Genomic DNA, 15,710 nt, shown 5'->3' with positions numbered 1-15,710 from the left:
GCGCTACGCCACCAACCCCGGCCCCCACCAGCAGCTCCATCCAGTGGTCGGCGGGTCGGGAGCGCAGGGTCGCCGACAGCGCGCCGACCAGCTCCCCGCGGTGCGCCACCCGGCCGGGGTTGGTGGCGTAGCGCGGGTCCGCGCCCAGGTCGGGGCGGTCCAGGGCCGCGCACAGCCGCTGGTACAGGGCGTCGTTTCCGGCGGCGACGACGATCTCGGCGTCCGCCGTCGGAAAGGTCTGGTAGGGCACGATCGTGGTGTGCGCGTTGCCGACCCTGGCGGGTTCGGTCCCCGTCACCAGCGCCTGCTGGGTGAGGTTGACCAGGCCGGAGAGAGTGGAGTTGATCAGCGACACGCTGATGTTCTCGCCGCGCCCGGTGACGCGGGCCCGCATGAGCGCGCCAAGGATTCCCACGGCGGCGTTGAGCCCGGTGAGCACGTCGGTCAGGGCCACGCCCACCTTGCTCGCCGGTCCCTCCGAGGGCCCGGTGGTGGCCATGAGCCCGCTCTCGGCCTGCACCACGATGTCGAAACCGGGGCGCGTCGCGGGCTCGTGCCCGGGCCCGAACCCGCTCACCGAGCAGTACACGACGGCCGGGTTGCGGGCGCTGACGGCCTCGTAGCCGAGCCCGAGCCGGTCGATGACCCCGGGCCGGAAGTTCTGGACGACCACGTCGGAGGACGCGCACAGCTCGCGGACCGCGGCCAGGCCACCGGGGTCCTTCAGGTCCACGGCGAGGCTGCGCTTGTTTCGGTTCACCGACAGGAAGTAGGCGGCCTCGCCGCGCCCCTCCGCTCCGGCCCCCCCGGTCCAGGGCGGCCCCCAGGAGCGCGTGTCGTCGCCGCGCCCGGGCTGTTCCACCTTGACCACCTCGGCGCCCATGTCGGCGAGCAGCATGGTGGCGTAGGGGCCGGCCAGCACGCGGGACAGGTCGGCGACGCGCACGCCCGCCAGCGGCAGCGGCGCGGCCCCGGCCGCGCTCTCGATTCCGTCTTCGGCCCCGGTCCGGGGCACGGCGCCGGTTTCGCCCCGGGCTCCGGCGGGGCTCCCGTTCGCGAGGAGGTCGTCGGTCACGGCCGTGCCTCCTCCGCGGCCTCGGGGTCCGCGGGCAACTGGTCGCCCTCCCTGAGCTGGCCGTAGGTCTCCAGACAGCGGCGCAGGGCGGTGGTCAGCGCGGCGCCGGACTGGCCCGCGTAACGGGTCTGCACCCGCCGCACCAGTTCGGCGACGTCCCCGGTCACCGACTCCCCCTCGACCAGGGCCCGGAAGAAGTCCCTGGCCAGTTCGGTGAGCAGGGTGGTGTCCGCGGCGACGACGCGCCCGTCGGCGGTGTCCACGGCCAGCACGACGCCGAGCCGCTGGTACTGGGAGTGGCTCGCCACCGAGTCGGGCAGGCGGGCGTAGCCGGACACCAGGACGACCCTGGGATTGCGCAGAACCTGCTGGATACGGTCGTCGCCGTACAAGGTGCACACCTCTCGCTCACGGGCACGCGAAAACTCCGACGCACTGGAGTCTCGCGCCTGGAGGGCGGCCGGGGGAAACCGGACACCCGCGGCGTGAGGGCAGGCAGGCACAAGTATGTCCCCACGGCGCGCGCCGCTGTCAAGCGTCTCGGTGGTCCGGGCCACATCCCGTGCCCCTGCCGTTGACCGGAAGGCTGTGTTAGTGTGCGTCGCAGGTCACGAGTACCAGCGTCAAGCCCCGGCTAGCTGGTCGGCAACCCTCCTACCGCGGTGGGGTGCCCCGGGTGAGGACCAGGTCCCGACACGACCGTGTCGGACAAGCGCGGACCCCTGAGGCGTTACCGGAGTGACATCTCCGCGGGTCCCACGACCCACAGGAGAGGTGCCCCATGACCACTGCCGTTCCCTTCCACGCCGCCCGTTCCGCCGAGCCCCCGGCCGACGCCGCCGCGTGCACCGTCGTCACCTCCGACGAGGGCGTCCCCCTGGTCACCGGCGGACGCGTCGAGTACGCCAACTTCGACTACGCGGCCAGTGCCCCGTGTCTGACCCCGGTGGCCGAGGCCCTGTCCGCGGCGCTGCCCTACTACGCCAGCGTGCACCGAGGCGCGGGCCACCACTCCCAGGTCAGCACCGACGCCTACGAGCGCGCCCGCCGCAGCGTCGCCCGCTTCGTGGGCGCGCGCTCCCGGCCCGCCGACGCCGTGGTGTTCGTGCGCGGCACCACCGACGCCCTCAACCTGCTGGCCCGCTCGGTGCCCGAGGGCTGCACGGTGGTCGTGTTCGAGTCCGAGCACCACGCCAGCCTGCTGCCCTGGGAGCACCCCGCCGCCCGCGCTGGACGGGTGGTGCGCCTGCCGCTGCCCGCCTCCCCCGAGGAGGCGGTGCAGGCCGCGGCCACCGCGCTGCGCGGGGCCCCCGAGGGCCCGCGCCTGCTGTGCGTGACCGCCGCCTCCAACGTCACCGGCGAGATCTGGCCGGTGGAGGAACTGGTGGAGGCGGCCCACGCCGAGGGCGCCCGCGTGGTCGTGGACGCCGCCCAGTACGTGCCGCACCTGCCCTTCAGCCTGGAGCGGACCGGCGCCGACTACGTCGCCCTTTCCGCCCACAAGCTCTACGCCCCCTTCGGCTCCGGGGTGCTGGCAGGCCGCGCCGACTGGCTGCGCGAGGCCGCGCCCTACCTGTCCGGCGGCGGCGCCACGCGGCTGGTCGGCGAGCACGACGTGGTGTGGAACGACCTGCCCGCGCGGCACGAGGCGGGCAGCCCCAACGTGCTGGGCGCCGTGGCGCTGGCCGCCGCCTGCGACGCCCTCGCTCCCGACGCCCAGGATCGCCTGCACGCACGCGAGTCGGCGCTGCTGGACCGGCTGCGCGAGGGGCTGACGGCGATCGACGGCGTCACCGAGCTGACCCTGTGGGGCGGGGACCACCCGCGGGTGGGCATCGTGTCGTTCACCGTGGACGGCCTGCCCGCCGACCTGCTGGCCGCGGCCCTGTCCGCCGAGTACGGGATCGGAGTGCGCGACGGCCTGTTCTGCGCCCACCCGCTCACGCGGCACCTGCTGCCCCGGGGCCACGGTCAGGCGGTGCGGGCGAGCCTGGGGGTGGGCACCACTCGGGAGCACGTGGACCGCCTCGTCGGCGCGGTCGCCGAACTCGTGGCCCGCGGGCCGCGCTGGGAGTACGCCGACTGCGACGGCCGCCTCGCCCCGGTGCCCGACCCCGCGCGGGTGCTCTGACGGCGGCCCGGGGAGCGGGTGCGACGGCTGCTCGGAGGGGTTCGGCCGGGCTCCACTACAGCTGGCTGTAGCAGCGGCCGGCGGGTGAGCGGGATGTTCCGGCGGGCCGCGCCTCCGTAGCGTCGGAGACGACACGGCGGGCGGTACACCGGCCGTGTCCAGCCACCCACCGAACCCCGGGAGCAGCCGTGTCCGACGACCCCTACCGCATCGACGCCCCGATTGCCGGAGCCCCGCAGTCCTCCGTCCCGCGGTCGTCCCCCGCGCACTCCCGGCCCCGGCGCGCACCCGCCCGCCGGGCCCTGCTCGTCCTGCTCGGGTTCGTCCTGGCCGGGACCGCCGCGGCCAACGGCACGCTGTCCCTGCTCGGCCACGAGCTGATCGGTTCGGTCTTCGGACTCGCGGCGCTGGTCTCGTTCGTCGCGCTGGTCGTCCTCGCCCGCGGCGGCGACCGGTGAGCGGCGCGGAGGAGACAGCCACCGCACCTGGTACCGCCGGTCCGGACGCCGACGGCGAGGCCGTCCGGCTCACCGACGTCCACCGCGTCTACTCCGACGGCGAGGGCGTCGTCTCCGCCCTGGCCGGGGTGTCGCTGCGGGTTCCCCGCGGCTCGTTCCTCGCCGTCATGGGGCCCTCCGGATCGGGCAAGAGCACCCTGCTCAACTGCGCCTCCGGCATGGACCGGCCCACCTCTGGCTCGGTGGCGGTGGGAGGCACCGACGTCGGCTCCCTGCGCGAGCCCCGGCGCACCGAGTTCCGCCGCGAGCGGGTCGGCTTCGTGTTCCAGTCCTACAACCTGGTGCCCACGCTCACCGCTGAGGAGAACATCACCCTGCCGCTGCGCCTGGCCGGACGGGCCCCCGACCAGGGCTGGCTGCGTACGCTCGTCGACCGGACGGGTGTGGGGCCGCGGCTGCGCCACCGGCCCACGGAGCTCTCCGGCGGCCAGCAGCAGCGGATCGCGGTCGTTCGGGCCCTGGCCCCCCGGCCCGACATCGTCTTCGCGGACGAGCCCACCGGAGCGCTCGACGGCGCGACCGCCGACGGCGTCCTGGGCCTGCTGCGGGAGGTCGTGGACGAACTCGGCCAGACCGTCGTCATGGTGACCCACGACCCCAAGGCCGCCGCCAGGGCGCACGCCACCGCGGTCATGGCCGACGGCCGCCTCGCCGACGTCCTGCACGCCCCCTCCGCGGCGGACTTGGCCGGACGCCTGGCCTCCCTGGAGGCGGCCGGGGCGGAGGCCGACCGATGACGGCGACCGCCGGGCCGGGTCCGCTCTCCGCACCCGGTTCCGCATCCGGAACGGATCCCGTCGGCGGACGCGGCCCCCTCGCGCTGAAGCTGGCGCGCGGCCGTGCCGGGGTGCTGGCCGCCGTCGCCGTCGCGGTCCTGGGCGGATCGGCGTTCGTCACCGTCGGCGGCGTGCTGGCCGACACCGGGCTGCGCTCGTCGGTCCCCGCCGAACGCCTCCGGGGCGCGGACGCCGTGGTCACCGCTCCCCAGACGGTCGAACAGGCCGAGGACCTGGACCCGCCCCTGCCCGAGCGGGCCGGACTGCCCGGCGAACTCACCGCCCGGCTGGCCGCCCTGCCCGAGGTCCGCGCCGCCGTCGGCGACGTCGGGTTCCCGGCCGCCGTGCACACCGGGGAAGGGGTCGCCACGGGAGCCGACCCCCGCACCACCGGCCACGGGTGGTCCTCCGCCGCGCTGCTGGAGGACGCCCCCTTGGAGGGGGAGGCGCCGCGGGGGCCGGGGGAGGTGGTCCTGGACTCCTCCACGGCCTCGGCCGCTGGTGCCGGGGTCGGAGACCGGCTGCGGGTCACCGCGGCGGGGCGCACCGGCGACCACCGGCTATCCGGGGTGCTCGACACCGGTGCCACCGTGGTCCTGTTCGACGACGAAACCGCCGCCCACCTGGCCGGACGCACCGAGGGCCCGCGCGAGGGCACCGTGGACCTGGTGGCCCTGCGCGCCGCGCCCGGCGTGTCGCAGGAGCGGTTCACCGGGGCGGTGCGGGAGGCCCTGGCGGGCGAGGACGCGCTCGTGCGGACCGGGGACCGGATCGGCGACGCCGAGTCCCCGGCCGCAGGAGCCGCGCGCGGTGTCCTGGTCGCGGTGGCCGGTTCGCTCAGCGGAGTCCTGGTGACGACCATCGGCCTGACCGTCGCCGGAGCGCTGTCGGTCTCCGTGGCCGCCCAGCGCCGCGACCTTGCGCTGCTGCGGGCCGTGGGCGCCACACCCCGGCAGATCCGCCGCCTGGTCGCCGCCCCCAACCTCCTCGTCACCCTGGCGGCCCTGCCCTTCGGCGTGGCCGGCGGCTACCCGCTGGCCGGGGTCGTGCTGGACTGGTTCGCCTCGCTGGGGCTGGTGCCGCCGGGTCTGCCGCCGGTGTTCGGACCGCTGCCCGCCCTGGCCACGGTGGTGCTGATGGTGCTCGCCGTGTGGCTCGCCTCGCTGGCCGCGGTCGGCCGGACCGCGGCCGCGCCGCCCACTGACGCGCTCGCCGAGTCCGTCGCCGAACCGCGGGTTCCCGGCCGGGCGCGGACCTGGACGGGAGCGGCGCTGCTCCTGGCCTCGGTGGGTGCGTCGGTCCCGGCGCTGGCGCTGGACAACGAGATGGCGGCGGCCGCCCCGGCCTCGGCCGGCCTGCTCGCGGTGGTCGGGCTGGCCCTGGTCGGCCCCGCCCTGCTGCGGGCGGTGAGCGGGGCGCTCGGCCGCCGCCTGCCCGCTCGCTCCTCCGCCCTGACCTGGCTGGCGGTGCGCAACCTGCACGGCCACTCCCACCGGGTGGCGGGCGCGGTCAGCGCGCTGGCGATGCTGGTGGCCTTCGCGCTCAGCCAGGGCTACGTCAACACCACGCTGCTGGCCGCCCAGACGCAGCAGCGCGAGGCCGGGGAGCTGGCCGCGAGCACGCTGACGGCGCCCGCGCTCGGCGGGCTTCCGCTGGGGCTGGCCGAGGCCGTCAGGGAGGACCCGTCCGTCGCCGCGGCCGTCACCGCCACGCCGACCACGCTCGTGTGGACCACCGGGCTGCCGTTCGAGGAGGGGGTGGTGCACCGGGAGACTCCCGCGCTGGTCCTGGGGCCGGGCGCCCCGGAGGTCGTCGACGTGGGCGTCACCGAGGGCGACCTGGGCGCGCTGACCGGTGACACCGTCGCGCTGGGCGCGCGGACCGCGCGCTCCCTCGGAGCCGAGCCGGGGCAGAGGGTGACGTTCCGGATGGGGGACGGGGCCGAGGTCGGCGCCGAGGTGGTCGCGCTGTACGAGCGCGAACTCGGTTTCGGCCCGGCCCTGGTCTCGCGGGACCTGGCCCGGGGACACCTGACCGGTGACCTGCCCGCCGAGTTGCGGGTGCTCGCCGAACCCGGGCGGGAGTCCGAGGTCCGCCAGACCCTCGACGGCCTGGCCACGGCGCATCCGGGGGTGGAGGTCGCCGACACCGCCCCGGACGCGGCCGGGGGCGTGCTCGCGGCGAACACGGTGCTCAACCTCGTGGTGCTGCTCTGCCTGGCGGGGTACGTGCTGCTCTCGGTGGCCAACCGCCTGTCCGCCCAGACCCTGCGCCGCCGCGCGGAGACGGACGCGCTGCGCGCCGTGGGCACGACCCCCGCTCAGGTCCGGTCACTGCTGCGCAGGGAGGCCGCCCTGGTCGCGGTCGTCGCGGTCGTCGCCGGTGTCCTGGCCTCGGCGGCCCCGCTCGCCTTCGCGGGGATGGGGCTCCTGGGCCGTCCGTGGCCCGGCGGCCCGCTCTGGCCGCTGCCCGCCACCGTGCTGGTGGTCGCGGTGGTGTCCTGGCTGTGCGCGGAGCTGCCCGCGTGGAGGCTGACCGTGGACCGGTGACGCCCCGGGGCCTGAAGGTCTTCCCCGCAGGGGAGCGGCCCTCCTCCGGGGCGGCCTCCGGCCGGGGGCGCGGGGCCCTCGCCGACCGGGACCGTTTCTCGGAGAGCTCGGCGGAGCAGCGCTTTCCGGGTGGCTCGGCCGTGTCGTAGGGCTTTTCCGGGACCACGGGGCGGTGACCTGCCGCAATCGAGGGAGAGCGGGGCGTGACGCCCGCTTCCCCTCCACAGGGCCGAGTTCGTTTAACCAGAAACACTTGCGCCCCAGTAGTTCCCAAAGGGCGAAATAGGGCACATAACACCCATGTGTGTGCCGAGGATCACTTTCACAGGAGGTACCATCGGGCCCTGACGGCATGGCGCGACGCTGTCCGGGCCCGACCGGCCCGCCCCGCCGAGCGTCTGCCTCCCGCGAGCGAACCGGCTGGGGGAGCGTGAACGTGACCAACGTCCGAGGGTCCGAGACGGGTCGGCTCACGGCCGTGTTCCGAGGGCGCGGGTCCGCGCCCGTCCCCGGTCAGCGGCCCGGTGTGGTCGACCTCGGCTCCCGCGCGGGCGGGCGCCCCGACCCCCGGCACGCCGAGCACACCCGCCTGCACCAGGCCTTCCTGGGGCGCGTGGTCGACTACCTGTCCGTCGACGCGGGCGTGCGCCAGTTCGTCGACTGGGGGTGTCCGGTGCCCGGAACCGCCGAGCGCGTGCACGCCGCCGCCCCCGACGCCTCCGTCGTACACGTCGCCCCGCACGGCGCGGCGGGCATGCTCTCCACCGCCGGGGCCTGCGTGCTCTCCGGCGACGGCTCCGGCACGGACACGCTCCTGCGACGCCTCGGCTCCTCCGGGCTCGTCGACTTCGACGAGCCCGTCGCCGTTCTGATGACCCGCCCCTTCACCGCGGACGACCCGCCCGCCTCGATCGGCGCCCTGCACGCCCTCATGCGCGGGGGCGGTTACCTCGCCCTCACCTCTCCGGCGCCCCGCGCCGCGGTGGAGCGCGCCTTCGACCCCTTCCAGCCCGTGGAGCCGGGCGTGGCCGACCTGCGGTGGTGGCCCTACCCGGACGAGGACGTGTCCGACCCCGGCACCGGCGTCCTGGCGGGGCTGGGCCGCGCGCCCGGGCGCCGGGGAGGCGCTCGCGGGTGGCGGTGAACTGGACCGGAGAGGTCCTGGCCCAGTTGCGGTTCTACTGGGACTTCTCGCTGTGGCCCCGCCTGGAGGGGCTCACCGACGAGGAGTTCCACTGGGCTCCGGTGCCCGGTGCCTGGACCGTGCGCGAGGGACCGGACGGGCGCCACCGGCCCGACACGGCCGTCCCCGAACCCGAACCGCCGCCGGTGACCACCATCGCCTGGCGGCTCGGGCACATCGTCGTCGAGGTCCTGGAGACCCGCGTCAACTGGCACTTCGGCGACCGCACCGTCACACGGGAGAACGCCGACTGGCCCGCGACCGCCGCCGAGGCCCGGCAGCGGCTGCGCCACGCCTACACCGCCTGGACCGCGCACGTCCAGGAGCTGGACGAGAGCGGCCTGGCCGCGCCGGTGGGCGGCGCTGAGGCGCCCCAGTGGGGTGACTTCCCCATGGTCGCCCTCGTGCTCCACGTCAACCGGGAGGTCATCCACCACGCGGCGGAGGTGGCCGTGCTGCGCGACCTGTACCGCGCGCGGTACGGCCGCTGAGCCCAACGGCCGCTCCCGTCGGCACCGGGCTCGGGATGCCCCGGCCGAGGCCCCCGATGGGTTCCCCGCCGAGACGACCGCCCGCCCCCGGGGCACCCGCCACGAGTGCGGGGTCACCGCGGGCCGTGTCCCGTGCTCCACGCCGGTGGCGCTTTCGGCCGGATACGCCTAGGCAGTGTTTTTTGGACCTGCGCTCCGCTTCGGTCCGTGTTCGGGCGCCCGGAGAACGGGAACCTTCGGTGCCTGCGGCGGGTTCGCTCGTGCCCACCCGTCGCCCGCCACCGCCCTCAACCGACGCCTACGGCGCGGTTCTCCCACGGGAACCCGTCTCCGGCACCTCCAGAACCCCGTGGGCGCCCGAACCGACCCCCGCAAGCTGGGACCGGTTCGAAGAACAGCCCCTAGACCACGTGCAGCGGGTCCATCCGCACCTGCGCCAAGTGCTCGTCGCGGCGCGCGCTGCGCGCCGAGGCCGCCACCTTGAGCGACCGGGACAGCGCGCCCACCCCGGTCCGGGGCACCCGCAGCAGCGCCCGCTCGGTGGGGCGGGCGTCGTCCGTGCCGACCGCCCGGTCCGCGCCCACGGGCACCGGCCCCAGGAGTTCGGCGCCCTCGGGCAGTTCGATCTGGTCGAGTAGTTCGCGCACGTGGTCGGGAGCGCCGGTGACCGAGGCCATCGCCACCGCGGGGGGGAACCCCAACTCTCGGCGCTCGGCCAGCTCGCGCTCGGCGAAGCCCGTCGGGTCCCACCGCACGAACGACTGCACCACCGGCAGCGAGGCGTCGGCCGAAACCACCACGGTGCCGCCCGCCCGCACCAGGGCACCCGCGTTCAGCCAGCGGCGCAGGGCCTCCTCCGAGGCGCGCAGGTCCATCCGGTTCAGCAGCGCCCAGCCGTCCAGAAGGACCGCCGCCGCGTACCCGTTGTCGGCCACCGGTTCGGCCCCCGGGGTGGCCACCACCAGCGACGGCGCGTCCGCCACCCGTGACAGCACCTCCTCGCGGCCCGAGGTGCGCACGGTCAGCGAGGGGAACGCCCGGCCCAACTCCTCGGCGGTGCGGCGGGCCCCCACCACCACGGCGCGCATGCGGGTGACACCGCACTCCGGGCACGCCCACTGCCCGGCGACCCGGCCGCACCAGCCGCACGAGGGCATGGCGTGCGAACCGCGCACGGCCAGCGGGCCCCGGCAGGAGTCGCAGCGCGCGGGCTCGCGGCACCCGGCGCAGGCCAGTGTGTTCAGATAGCCCCGGCGCGGAACCTGGAAGAGCACCGGACCGGTCCGCGCGGCCTCGCGTGCGGCCCGCAGGGCCACGCTGGGCATCCGCGCCGACCGCGCCGCCTCGTCGCGGGCCAGCTCCCGGTCGTCCCCGGCCGCCCGGACCACGGGCGCGCGGGCGCGCAGGGTCGCCCGGTCGGCGGTCAGCGGGTGCGCCCACCCCGACTCCACCAGCAGCTGGGCGTCGGTGGTGCGCGTGTACCCGCCGATCAGGGCACCGGCCCCGGCGCGGTGCGCGCGCATCGACAGCACCGTGCGCGCGTGCGGGTAGGGGGCGTGGGGGTCGGCGTGCACGTCGTCGCCGTCGTCCCACAGCACCACCAGCCCCAGGTCGCGCACCGGCGCGAACACCGCCGCGCGCGTGCCGACCACGACCCGGACCCCGCCGCGGAGCACCGACAGCCAGCGCCGGTAGCGCTCGGCCGGTCCGAGGTCGGCGGTGAGCGCCGTGTACCGGCCCCCGCCCAGGCGCTGTTCCAGGGCGTGGTCGACGGCCCGCACGTCGCGGCCGTCGGGCACCACGATCACGGTGCCGCGCTCGGCGGCCAGGGCCTGGGCCGCGGCGACAGCCACCGCGTCCGCCCAACCGGCACCGGGCAGGGCGTTCCACACCGCGCGGGCGGGCTGTCCCGCGCGCAGCGCGCGCAGGAACGAGGGCCCCTCGGGGTAGTCCGCCCAGGGGCCGTGGCCGGGGTCCGGGCCGGTGGCATCCTGTGCCGCCGCCGCAGCGGAGGGCGCGTCCGTCGCTGTCGGGGACACCCGCGGGGCGTCGGCGGCGTTCGGCGCGGTGTCGGGGACCGCCCCGGGCCGAGCGTTGCGCGGGTCCGCCCCGGGCACGGGGCCGCCCGGATTCTCACCGTTCACCGCCGTCCCGTGGGGCCCGCTGGCCTCCGCTGTCTCCGTGGGGGCGCTGGACCCCGACGTCGCCGGGTCCGCACCGACCCCGGTCACCTCCGCAGACACGTCGGCTCCGGCTGCCCCCGCTGCCTTGGCCGCCTCCATCTCCACACGGGCGTGGCGGGGCGGCACCGCCAGGCGCAGCACGTCGCTCAGCGTGCCCGCGTAGCGGTCGGCGACCGCGCGGGCCAGCCCCAGGATCTCGGGGGTGAGCACGGGTTCGGGGGAGACCACCGCCTCCAGGTACGCCAACCGCCCCGAGAACTCCGAGCTCTCCACCCGTTCGGCCAGGAAACCGCCCAACCGGCGGTTGTTGAACCGCACCTTCACCCGGCAGCCGGGCACCGCCGCCTCGTCCATGTCGGCGGGCACACGGTAGTCGAAGTACCGGTCCAGGTGGGGCAGCGGGGTGTCCACGACCACGCGCGCGACGGGCAGCCGCTCGGCGGGCCCGCGTGGGGCCGGGCGGCGGGACCTGCTTGCCGCCCGAGCCGTGGCCTTCTCCTGTTCCGGAAGGTCGAAGAGGACCCCGTCGGGCTGACCGGGCTGCGCTGTCATCCTCCTCTGTCTACCAGAACCGTGCGACACCGCCCCGCGCACCGGGCTGCGCGGCCCGGCGCCACTGGTAGAACTGGGGAACCGACAGACCTCGGTGGAGGGGAACCCACGTTGAAGCTTGTCTTTGCCGGAACACCGCAGGTGGCGGTACCGTCCCTGCGCGCACTGATCGACTCCGGCCACGAGGTCGCCGCCGTGGTCACCCGCCCCGACGCCCGCTCCGGGCGCGGCCGGAGGGTCTCCGCCAGCCCGGTCGGCGAACTCGCCGAGAGCGAGGGCATCGAGGTGCTCAAGCCCGCCAAGGCGGGCGACCCCGAGTTCCTGGAGCGGCTGGCGCGGATCGCCCCCGACTGCTGCCCCGTGGTCGCCTACGGTGCCCTGCTGCCCCAGTCCGCGCTCGACATCCCCCGCCACGGCTGGGTCAACCTGCACTTCTCCCTGCTCCCCGCATGGCGCGGCGCCGCCCCCGTCCAGCACGCGGTCCTGCACGGCGACGACGTCACCGGCGCGTCCACCTTCCGGATCGTCAAGGAACTCGACGCCGGTCCCGTCTACGGCACCCTCACCGAGGCCGTGCGCCCCACCGACACCAGCGGTGAACTCCTCGACCGGCTCGCCGTCTCCGGCGCCGAACTCCTCCTCCGCACGATCGACGGCATCTCCGCCGACCGCCTCAGCCCTGTCGAGCAGCCCGCCGACGGAATCTCCTACGCGTCCAAGCTCACTCCCGAGGACGCCGAACTCGACTTCACCGCCCCCGCCCTGCGCGTGGACCGCACCGCCCGCGCCTGCACCCCCGCCCCGGGCGCCTGGACCACCTTCCGCGGCGTCCGCCTCAAGGTGGGGCCGGTCACCCCCCTCACCGACGCCGACACACCCGCGCTCGACCCCGGCCAGCTGCACGCCGACAAGAAGCGTGTCCTGGTCGGCACCGCCACCCACCCGGTCGTCCTGGGCGAGGTGCAGCCGCAGGGCAAGCGCGCCATGGCCGCGGTCGACTGGGCGCGCGGCGTGCGCCCCGGCGACGAGGACCGCCTGGGGCGCTGAGCTGCCGTAGTCTCGAACCGGCGGGTGAGCCCGCCGGTCCCGTCCCCGGTTTGTTGAGGCAGCACACGTTGAGCGAGCAGTCCCGATCCCCGTACCGCCGTCCCCGCCGCGGCGGGAAGCCCGCGCAGGGCGGCGGCCGGAGCGGGGACGGACAGTCCCGGCCCCGCGACCCCGCACGCCGCGTCGCCTACGACGTGCTGCGCGCCGTCGGCCAGCGCGACGCCTACGCCAACCTGCTGCTGCCCGCCCTGCTCAGCGAACGCGGCATCAGCGGCCGCGACGCGGCCCTGGCCACCGAGCTGACCTACGGGACCCTGCGCCTCCAGGGCACCTACGACGCGATCCTGGAGGCCTGCGTGGACCGCACGCTCGCCTCCGTGGACACCGAGGCCCTGCCGCTGCTGCGCCTGGGCGCCCACCAGCTGCTGTCCACCAAGATCCCGCCGCACGCAGCGGTCAGCGCCACCGTGGACCTGGCCCGCCGGGTCGTGGGCCACCACCGCGGCCGCTTCGTCAACGCCGTCCTGCGCAGGGTCTCCGCCCGCGACCTGGACGCGTGGACGGCCGTGGTCGCCCCGGACCGCGCCACCGACCCCAGCGGGTACCTGTCGGTCGTGCACAGCCACCCGCGCTGGATGGTCAAGGAGTTGGCCCGCGCGCTGGGGGAGCGGTCCGCCAACGGGCTGGTCGAGACCGAGCGCCTGCTCGCCGCGCACAACGAGCGCCCCCGCGTGACCCTCGTGGCCAAGCCGGGCCGCGCCACCGTCGCCGACCTGGTGGCCGCCGGCGCCGAGGAGGCCCGCTACTCGCCGTTCGCCGCCTACCTGCCCGAGGGCGACCCGGCGGCGATCCGCGAGGTGCACCAGAACCGGGCCGCGGTGCAGGACGAGGCCAGCCAACTGGTCGCCCTCGCCCTGACCAGGGTGGATGCCCACGGGAACGACGCGCGCTGGCTCGACATGTGCGCGGGGCCGGGCGGCAAGGCCGGTCTGCTGGCCTCCCTGGCCGGACAGCGCGACGCCCGCCTGCTGGCCGCCGAGGTGCAGCCCGCGCGGGCCGGACTGGTCGCGGGCGCGGTGCGCCGCTCCCCGCGCGACGCGGGCCGGGTCGTGGTCGCGGACGGGACCAGGCCAGCCTGGCGGCCGGGGGCCTTCGACCGGGTGCTGGTGGACGCGCCGTGCACGGGCCTGGGCGCGCTGCGCCGACGCCCGGAGTCGCGCTGGCGGCGCACCGAGGCCTCGGCCGCCGAACTGGCGCCGCTCCAGCACGACCTGCTGACGAGCGCGGTCGAGGCGGTGCGCCCCGGCGGAGTGGTCGCCTACGTCACCTGCTCGCCGCACTTGGACGAGACCGACGGGATCGTCCGCCGGGTGCTCGCCGAGCGCGACGACCTCACGCTGCTGCGCGCCGCCGACTACCTGGACGGGGTGCCCGACCTCGCGGCCGGTCCGGAGGGAAGGTACGTCCAGTTCTGGCCGCACGTGCACGGTACCGACGCGATGTTCCTGGCGCTGCTGCGCAGATCCGAGCAGTCCTAGGTCCGAGCGGTCCTGGAGCCGAGGGGGCCGCTCGCGCGGCGGCCCCCTCACCGGTACGGGCCGGTGAGTCCCCGGCCGTCCACAGGAGGGGGTCCGGGGTGGGCGGGAGCGGGACTGCCGGTCACACTGGAACACGGGGGCGTGTCACCGCGCCTACGGACGCCCGCGGCGCCCCCGATACCAGAGTAGGGATCCGCGCGCACTTCCGCTGGGCCCTGTGGACAACCCCTCCGGGCCTGGGGCCCTTCGTTCCCCGGCCCCCGGCTCCGCGGTGTCCGCTGTCGACGGCGGCGTTCGCTACCGATGGAGTCCTTCGCCCCCGGGCCCCCGGCCCGCGGGCGGCGGTGCGCAACTACCTCCGGGGTTCTTCGTGCTCTGGCCCGGAGCCAGCGGTGTCCGCCGCCGGCGGCGCGGGCTCGGGTGCCGGAGACCGGGACTCGGCCGTCGGAGGCCGGGTCCCTGCTACCGGGGGCGCCGGCGCCGGAGCTGGCGACGCGGCGACCGGCGGCACGGGCGGGGGCACCGAATGCGGGGACACGGGCGCCAGTGGCATGCTCGCGCGCAGGCGCAGGGTCAGCCGCTCGCCCAGCTCCCCGCTGAACACCCCCTCGTGCGCGACCCCCACCCGGTCGGCCAGTTCCACCGCGTGCAGGCGCACGACGGCCTCCACCAGTGTGGCGTAGTTCCCGACCGCGGACCGGGCACGCACCCACGCGATCCCCGCCACGGCCGCCGCGACGAGCGCGGCGGGCCACCACCACACGGTCAGCGGCAGGTACAGCAGCGCCCACGCCGTCAACCCCGTGGCGAGGGCCAGGTCCTCGCGGGCCGCGGTGACCTCCACGCGCTCCTCCTCCGGCAGGGCCAGCCACAGGTGCGGCCACAGCACGGCCAGGTCCGCGCGGTGGTCGCGGGCCAGCCGCGTGCGCACGGCCGCGATCCGGTCACCGCACCAGGTGGGCCGCTCCGGCCGCTCGGGGGAGATCCTCGCCATGCGGTCGTAGGCCTTCGCGAACGCCTCCTCCCCGCCGCCGTCCGGCGCTCGCCGGACTTCCCCGCTCCCTCGCCGCGCCCTCTCGACCTCTCCGCTCCGCTCCGCCTCCACGCCCCCGCCGCGCGCCCTCTCGACCTCTCCGCGCAGCCGGTCCCAGCGCGCGCGGCGCGAGCGCACCCACCGCCCGGTCCAGCCGCGCAGCGGCGGCGGCCACCGCTCCCAGTCCGCGGCGGTCCACAGGCGCTCGACCAGCCAGCCCAGCCCCCGGGCGACCAGGCCCACGGCGGTGCTCCCGGCCACCACGGCGGCCAGCACCAGGGCCTGACCGCCGAAGGTGTCCACACGCGGGTCCGCGGCCCATCCGGTGACCCGCTCGGCCAGGTGCCCCACGTCCCACGCCCCGGACCAGCCCAGGGCGTAGGCGGCGGCGGCGACCGCGAGGTAGAGGGCGCCGGGCAGCGCGGGGGCGCTGCCCCACCTCTCGGTGAGCCTCCGGCCCAGTTCCGCCCACAGGTCGCCCACCGCCTACCGCCCCCGCGGCGGACGCAGGGGGGCGCCGCTGACCAGGCAGACCGGCACGTCCTCGGCCGGTGTGGGCTCCCACGTGCGCGCGCACCTGCCCTGGGGGCACCCGTACAGGGCGGAGGCGGGGCGGGGCAGGCCCGCCCCGGCC

Annotated in this window: 12 protein-coding genes and 1 riboswitch; of the genes, 8 read left to right on the top strand and 4 right to left on the bottom strand. The window is 76.4% G+C overall.

From position 1 onward, the window contains the following. Both ABD54_RS20655 and ABD54_RS20650 read right to left on the bottom strand, forming a co-directional pair. The coding region (locus ABD54_RS20655) for a CaiB/BaiF CoA-transferase family protein (RefSeq protein WP_047871172.1) at positions 1-1,015 on the bottom strand (1,015 nt) is incomplete at its 3' end. Positions 1,016-1,071: 56 nt separating this feature from the next. Then, positions 1,072-1,467, bottom strand: coding sequence for a DUF3870 domain-containing protein (locus ABD54_RS20650; RefSeq protein WP_047871170.1), 396 nt, complete (start codon positions 1,465-1,467; stop codon positions 1,072-1,074). A gap of 214 nt (positions 1,468-1,681) precedes the next feature. Continuing rightward, positions 1,682-1,796: riboswitch (SAM riboswitch) on the top strand. 60 nt (positions 1,797-1,856) lie between these two features. On the opposite strand from ABD54_RS20650, the gene ABD54_RS20645 reads away from it, so the two are divergent. From ABD54_RS20645 to ABD54_RS20620, 6 genes are all read left to right on the top strand, one after another. Continuing rightward, positions 1,857-3,206: an aminotransferase class V-fold PLP-dependent enzyme gene (locus ABD54_RS20645; RefSeq protein WP_047871169.1), complete on the top strand. Its 1,350-nt coding sequence runs from the start codon at positions 1,857-1,859 to the stop codon at positions 3,204-3,206. A gap of 188 nt (positions 3,207-3,394) precedes the next feature. Next, positions 3,395-3,664: a hypothetical protein gene (locus ABD54_RS20640; RefSeq protein WP_047871168.1), complete on the top strand. Its 270-nt coding sequence runs from the start codon at positions 3,395-3,397 to the stop codon at positions 3,662-3,664. Further along, the gene (locus ABD54_RS20635; protein WP_047871167.1) at positions 3,661-4,461 is read left to right on the top strand and encodes an ABC transporter ATP-binding protein; all 801 of its coding nucleotides are present in this window, start codon (positions 3,661-3,663) and stop codon (positions 4,459-4,461) included. Before ABD54_RS20640 ends, ABD54_RS20635 begins: the two co-directional genes overlap by 4 nt. Next, on the top strand, positions 4,458-7,049 hold the full coding sequence (locus ABD54_RS20630) for an ABC transporter permease (protein ID WP_053063632.1): 2,592 nt from the start codon (positions 4,458-4,460) through the stop codon (positions 7,047-7,049). Before ABD54_RS20635 ends, ABD54_RS20630 begins: the two co-directional genes overlap by 4 nt. Before the next feature lie 436 nt (positions 7,050-7,485). Further along, positions 7,486-8,193, top strand: a complete 708-nt coding sequence (locus tag ABD54_RS20625; protein WP_200904158.1) for an SAM-dependent methyltransferase — start codon at positions 7,486-7,488, stop codon at positions 8,191-8,193. Then, positions 8,184-8,723: a DinB family protein gene (locus ABD54_RS20620; RefSeq protein ID WP_047871165.1), complete on the top strand. Its 540-nt coding sequence runs from the start codon at positions 8,184-8,186 to the stop codon at positions 8,721-8,723. Before ABD54_RS20625 ends, ABD54_RS20620 begins: the two co-directional genes overlap by 10 nt. Before the next feature lie 401 nt (positions 8,724-9,124). Here ABD54_RS20620 and ABD54_RS20615 read toward each other — a convergent pair whose 3' ends face one another. After that, positions 9,125-11,458 carry a primosomal protein N' gene (locus ABD54_RS20615; protein ID WP_047871164.1) on the bottom strand — a complete coding sequence of 778 codons (2,334 nt, stop codon included), beginning with the start codon at positions 11,456-11,458 and terminating at the stop codon, positions 9,125-9,127. A gap of 111 nt (positions 11,459-11,569) precedes the next feature. Here ABD54_RS20615 and fmt point away from each other — a divergent pair, with 111 nt between their 5' ends. Both fmt and ABD54_RS20605 read left to right on the top strand, forming a co-directional pair. Beyond that, positions 11,570-12,505: a methionyl-tRNA formyltransferase gene (gene fmt, locus ABD54_RS20610; protein ID WP_047871163.1), complete on the top strand. Its 936-nt coding sequence runs from the start codon at positions 11,570-11,572 to the stop codon at positions 12,503-12,505. A gap of 68 nt (positions 12,506-12,573) precedes the next feature. Then, a complete protein-coding gene (locus ABD54_RS20605; protein ID WP_047871162.1) occupies positions 12,574-14,043 on the top strand; it encodes an RsmB/NOP family class I SAM-dependent RNA methyltransferase in 1,470 nt (489 codons plus the stop codon). A gap of 352 nt (positions 14,044-14,395) precedes the next feature. Here the strand turns inward: ABD54_RS20605 and ABD54_RS20600 are convergent, their stop codons facing one another. Next, complete coding sequence (locus tag ABD54_RS20600; protein ID WP_047871161.1) at positions 14,396-15,559, bottom strand: hypothetical protein; 1,164 nt, start codon at positions 15,557-15,559, stop codon at positions 14,396-14,398. Between the last annotated feature and the right edge of the window lie 151 nt (positions 15,560-15,710).

It is taken from the genome of Nocardiopsis sp. RV163, assembly GCF_001029525.1.
GTDB lineage: Bacteria > Actinomycetota > Actinomycetes > Streptosporangiales > Streptosporangiaceae > Nocardiopsis > Nocardiopsis dassonvillei.
Note: the sequence above shows the minus strand (reverse complement) of the source record. Positions and strands in the feature narration are given on the sequence as shown.

Bases quoted from the DNA above. Each gene is read 5' to 3' on its own strand.
- ABD54_RS20645 (WP_047871169.1), top strand. From the start codon at position 1,857: ATGACCACTGCCGTTCCCTTCCACGCCGCCCGTTCCGCCGAGCCCCCG.
- ABD54_RS20630 (WP_053063632.1), top strand. From the start codon at position 4,458: ATGACGGCGACCGCCGGGCCGGGTCCGCTCTCCGCACCCGGTTCCGCA.
- ABD54_RS20615 (WP_047871164.1), bottom strand. From the start codon at position 11,458: ATGACAGCGCAGCCCGGTCAGCCCGACGGGGTCCTCTTCGACCTTCCG.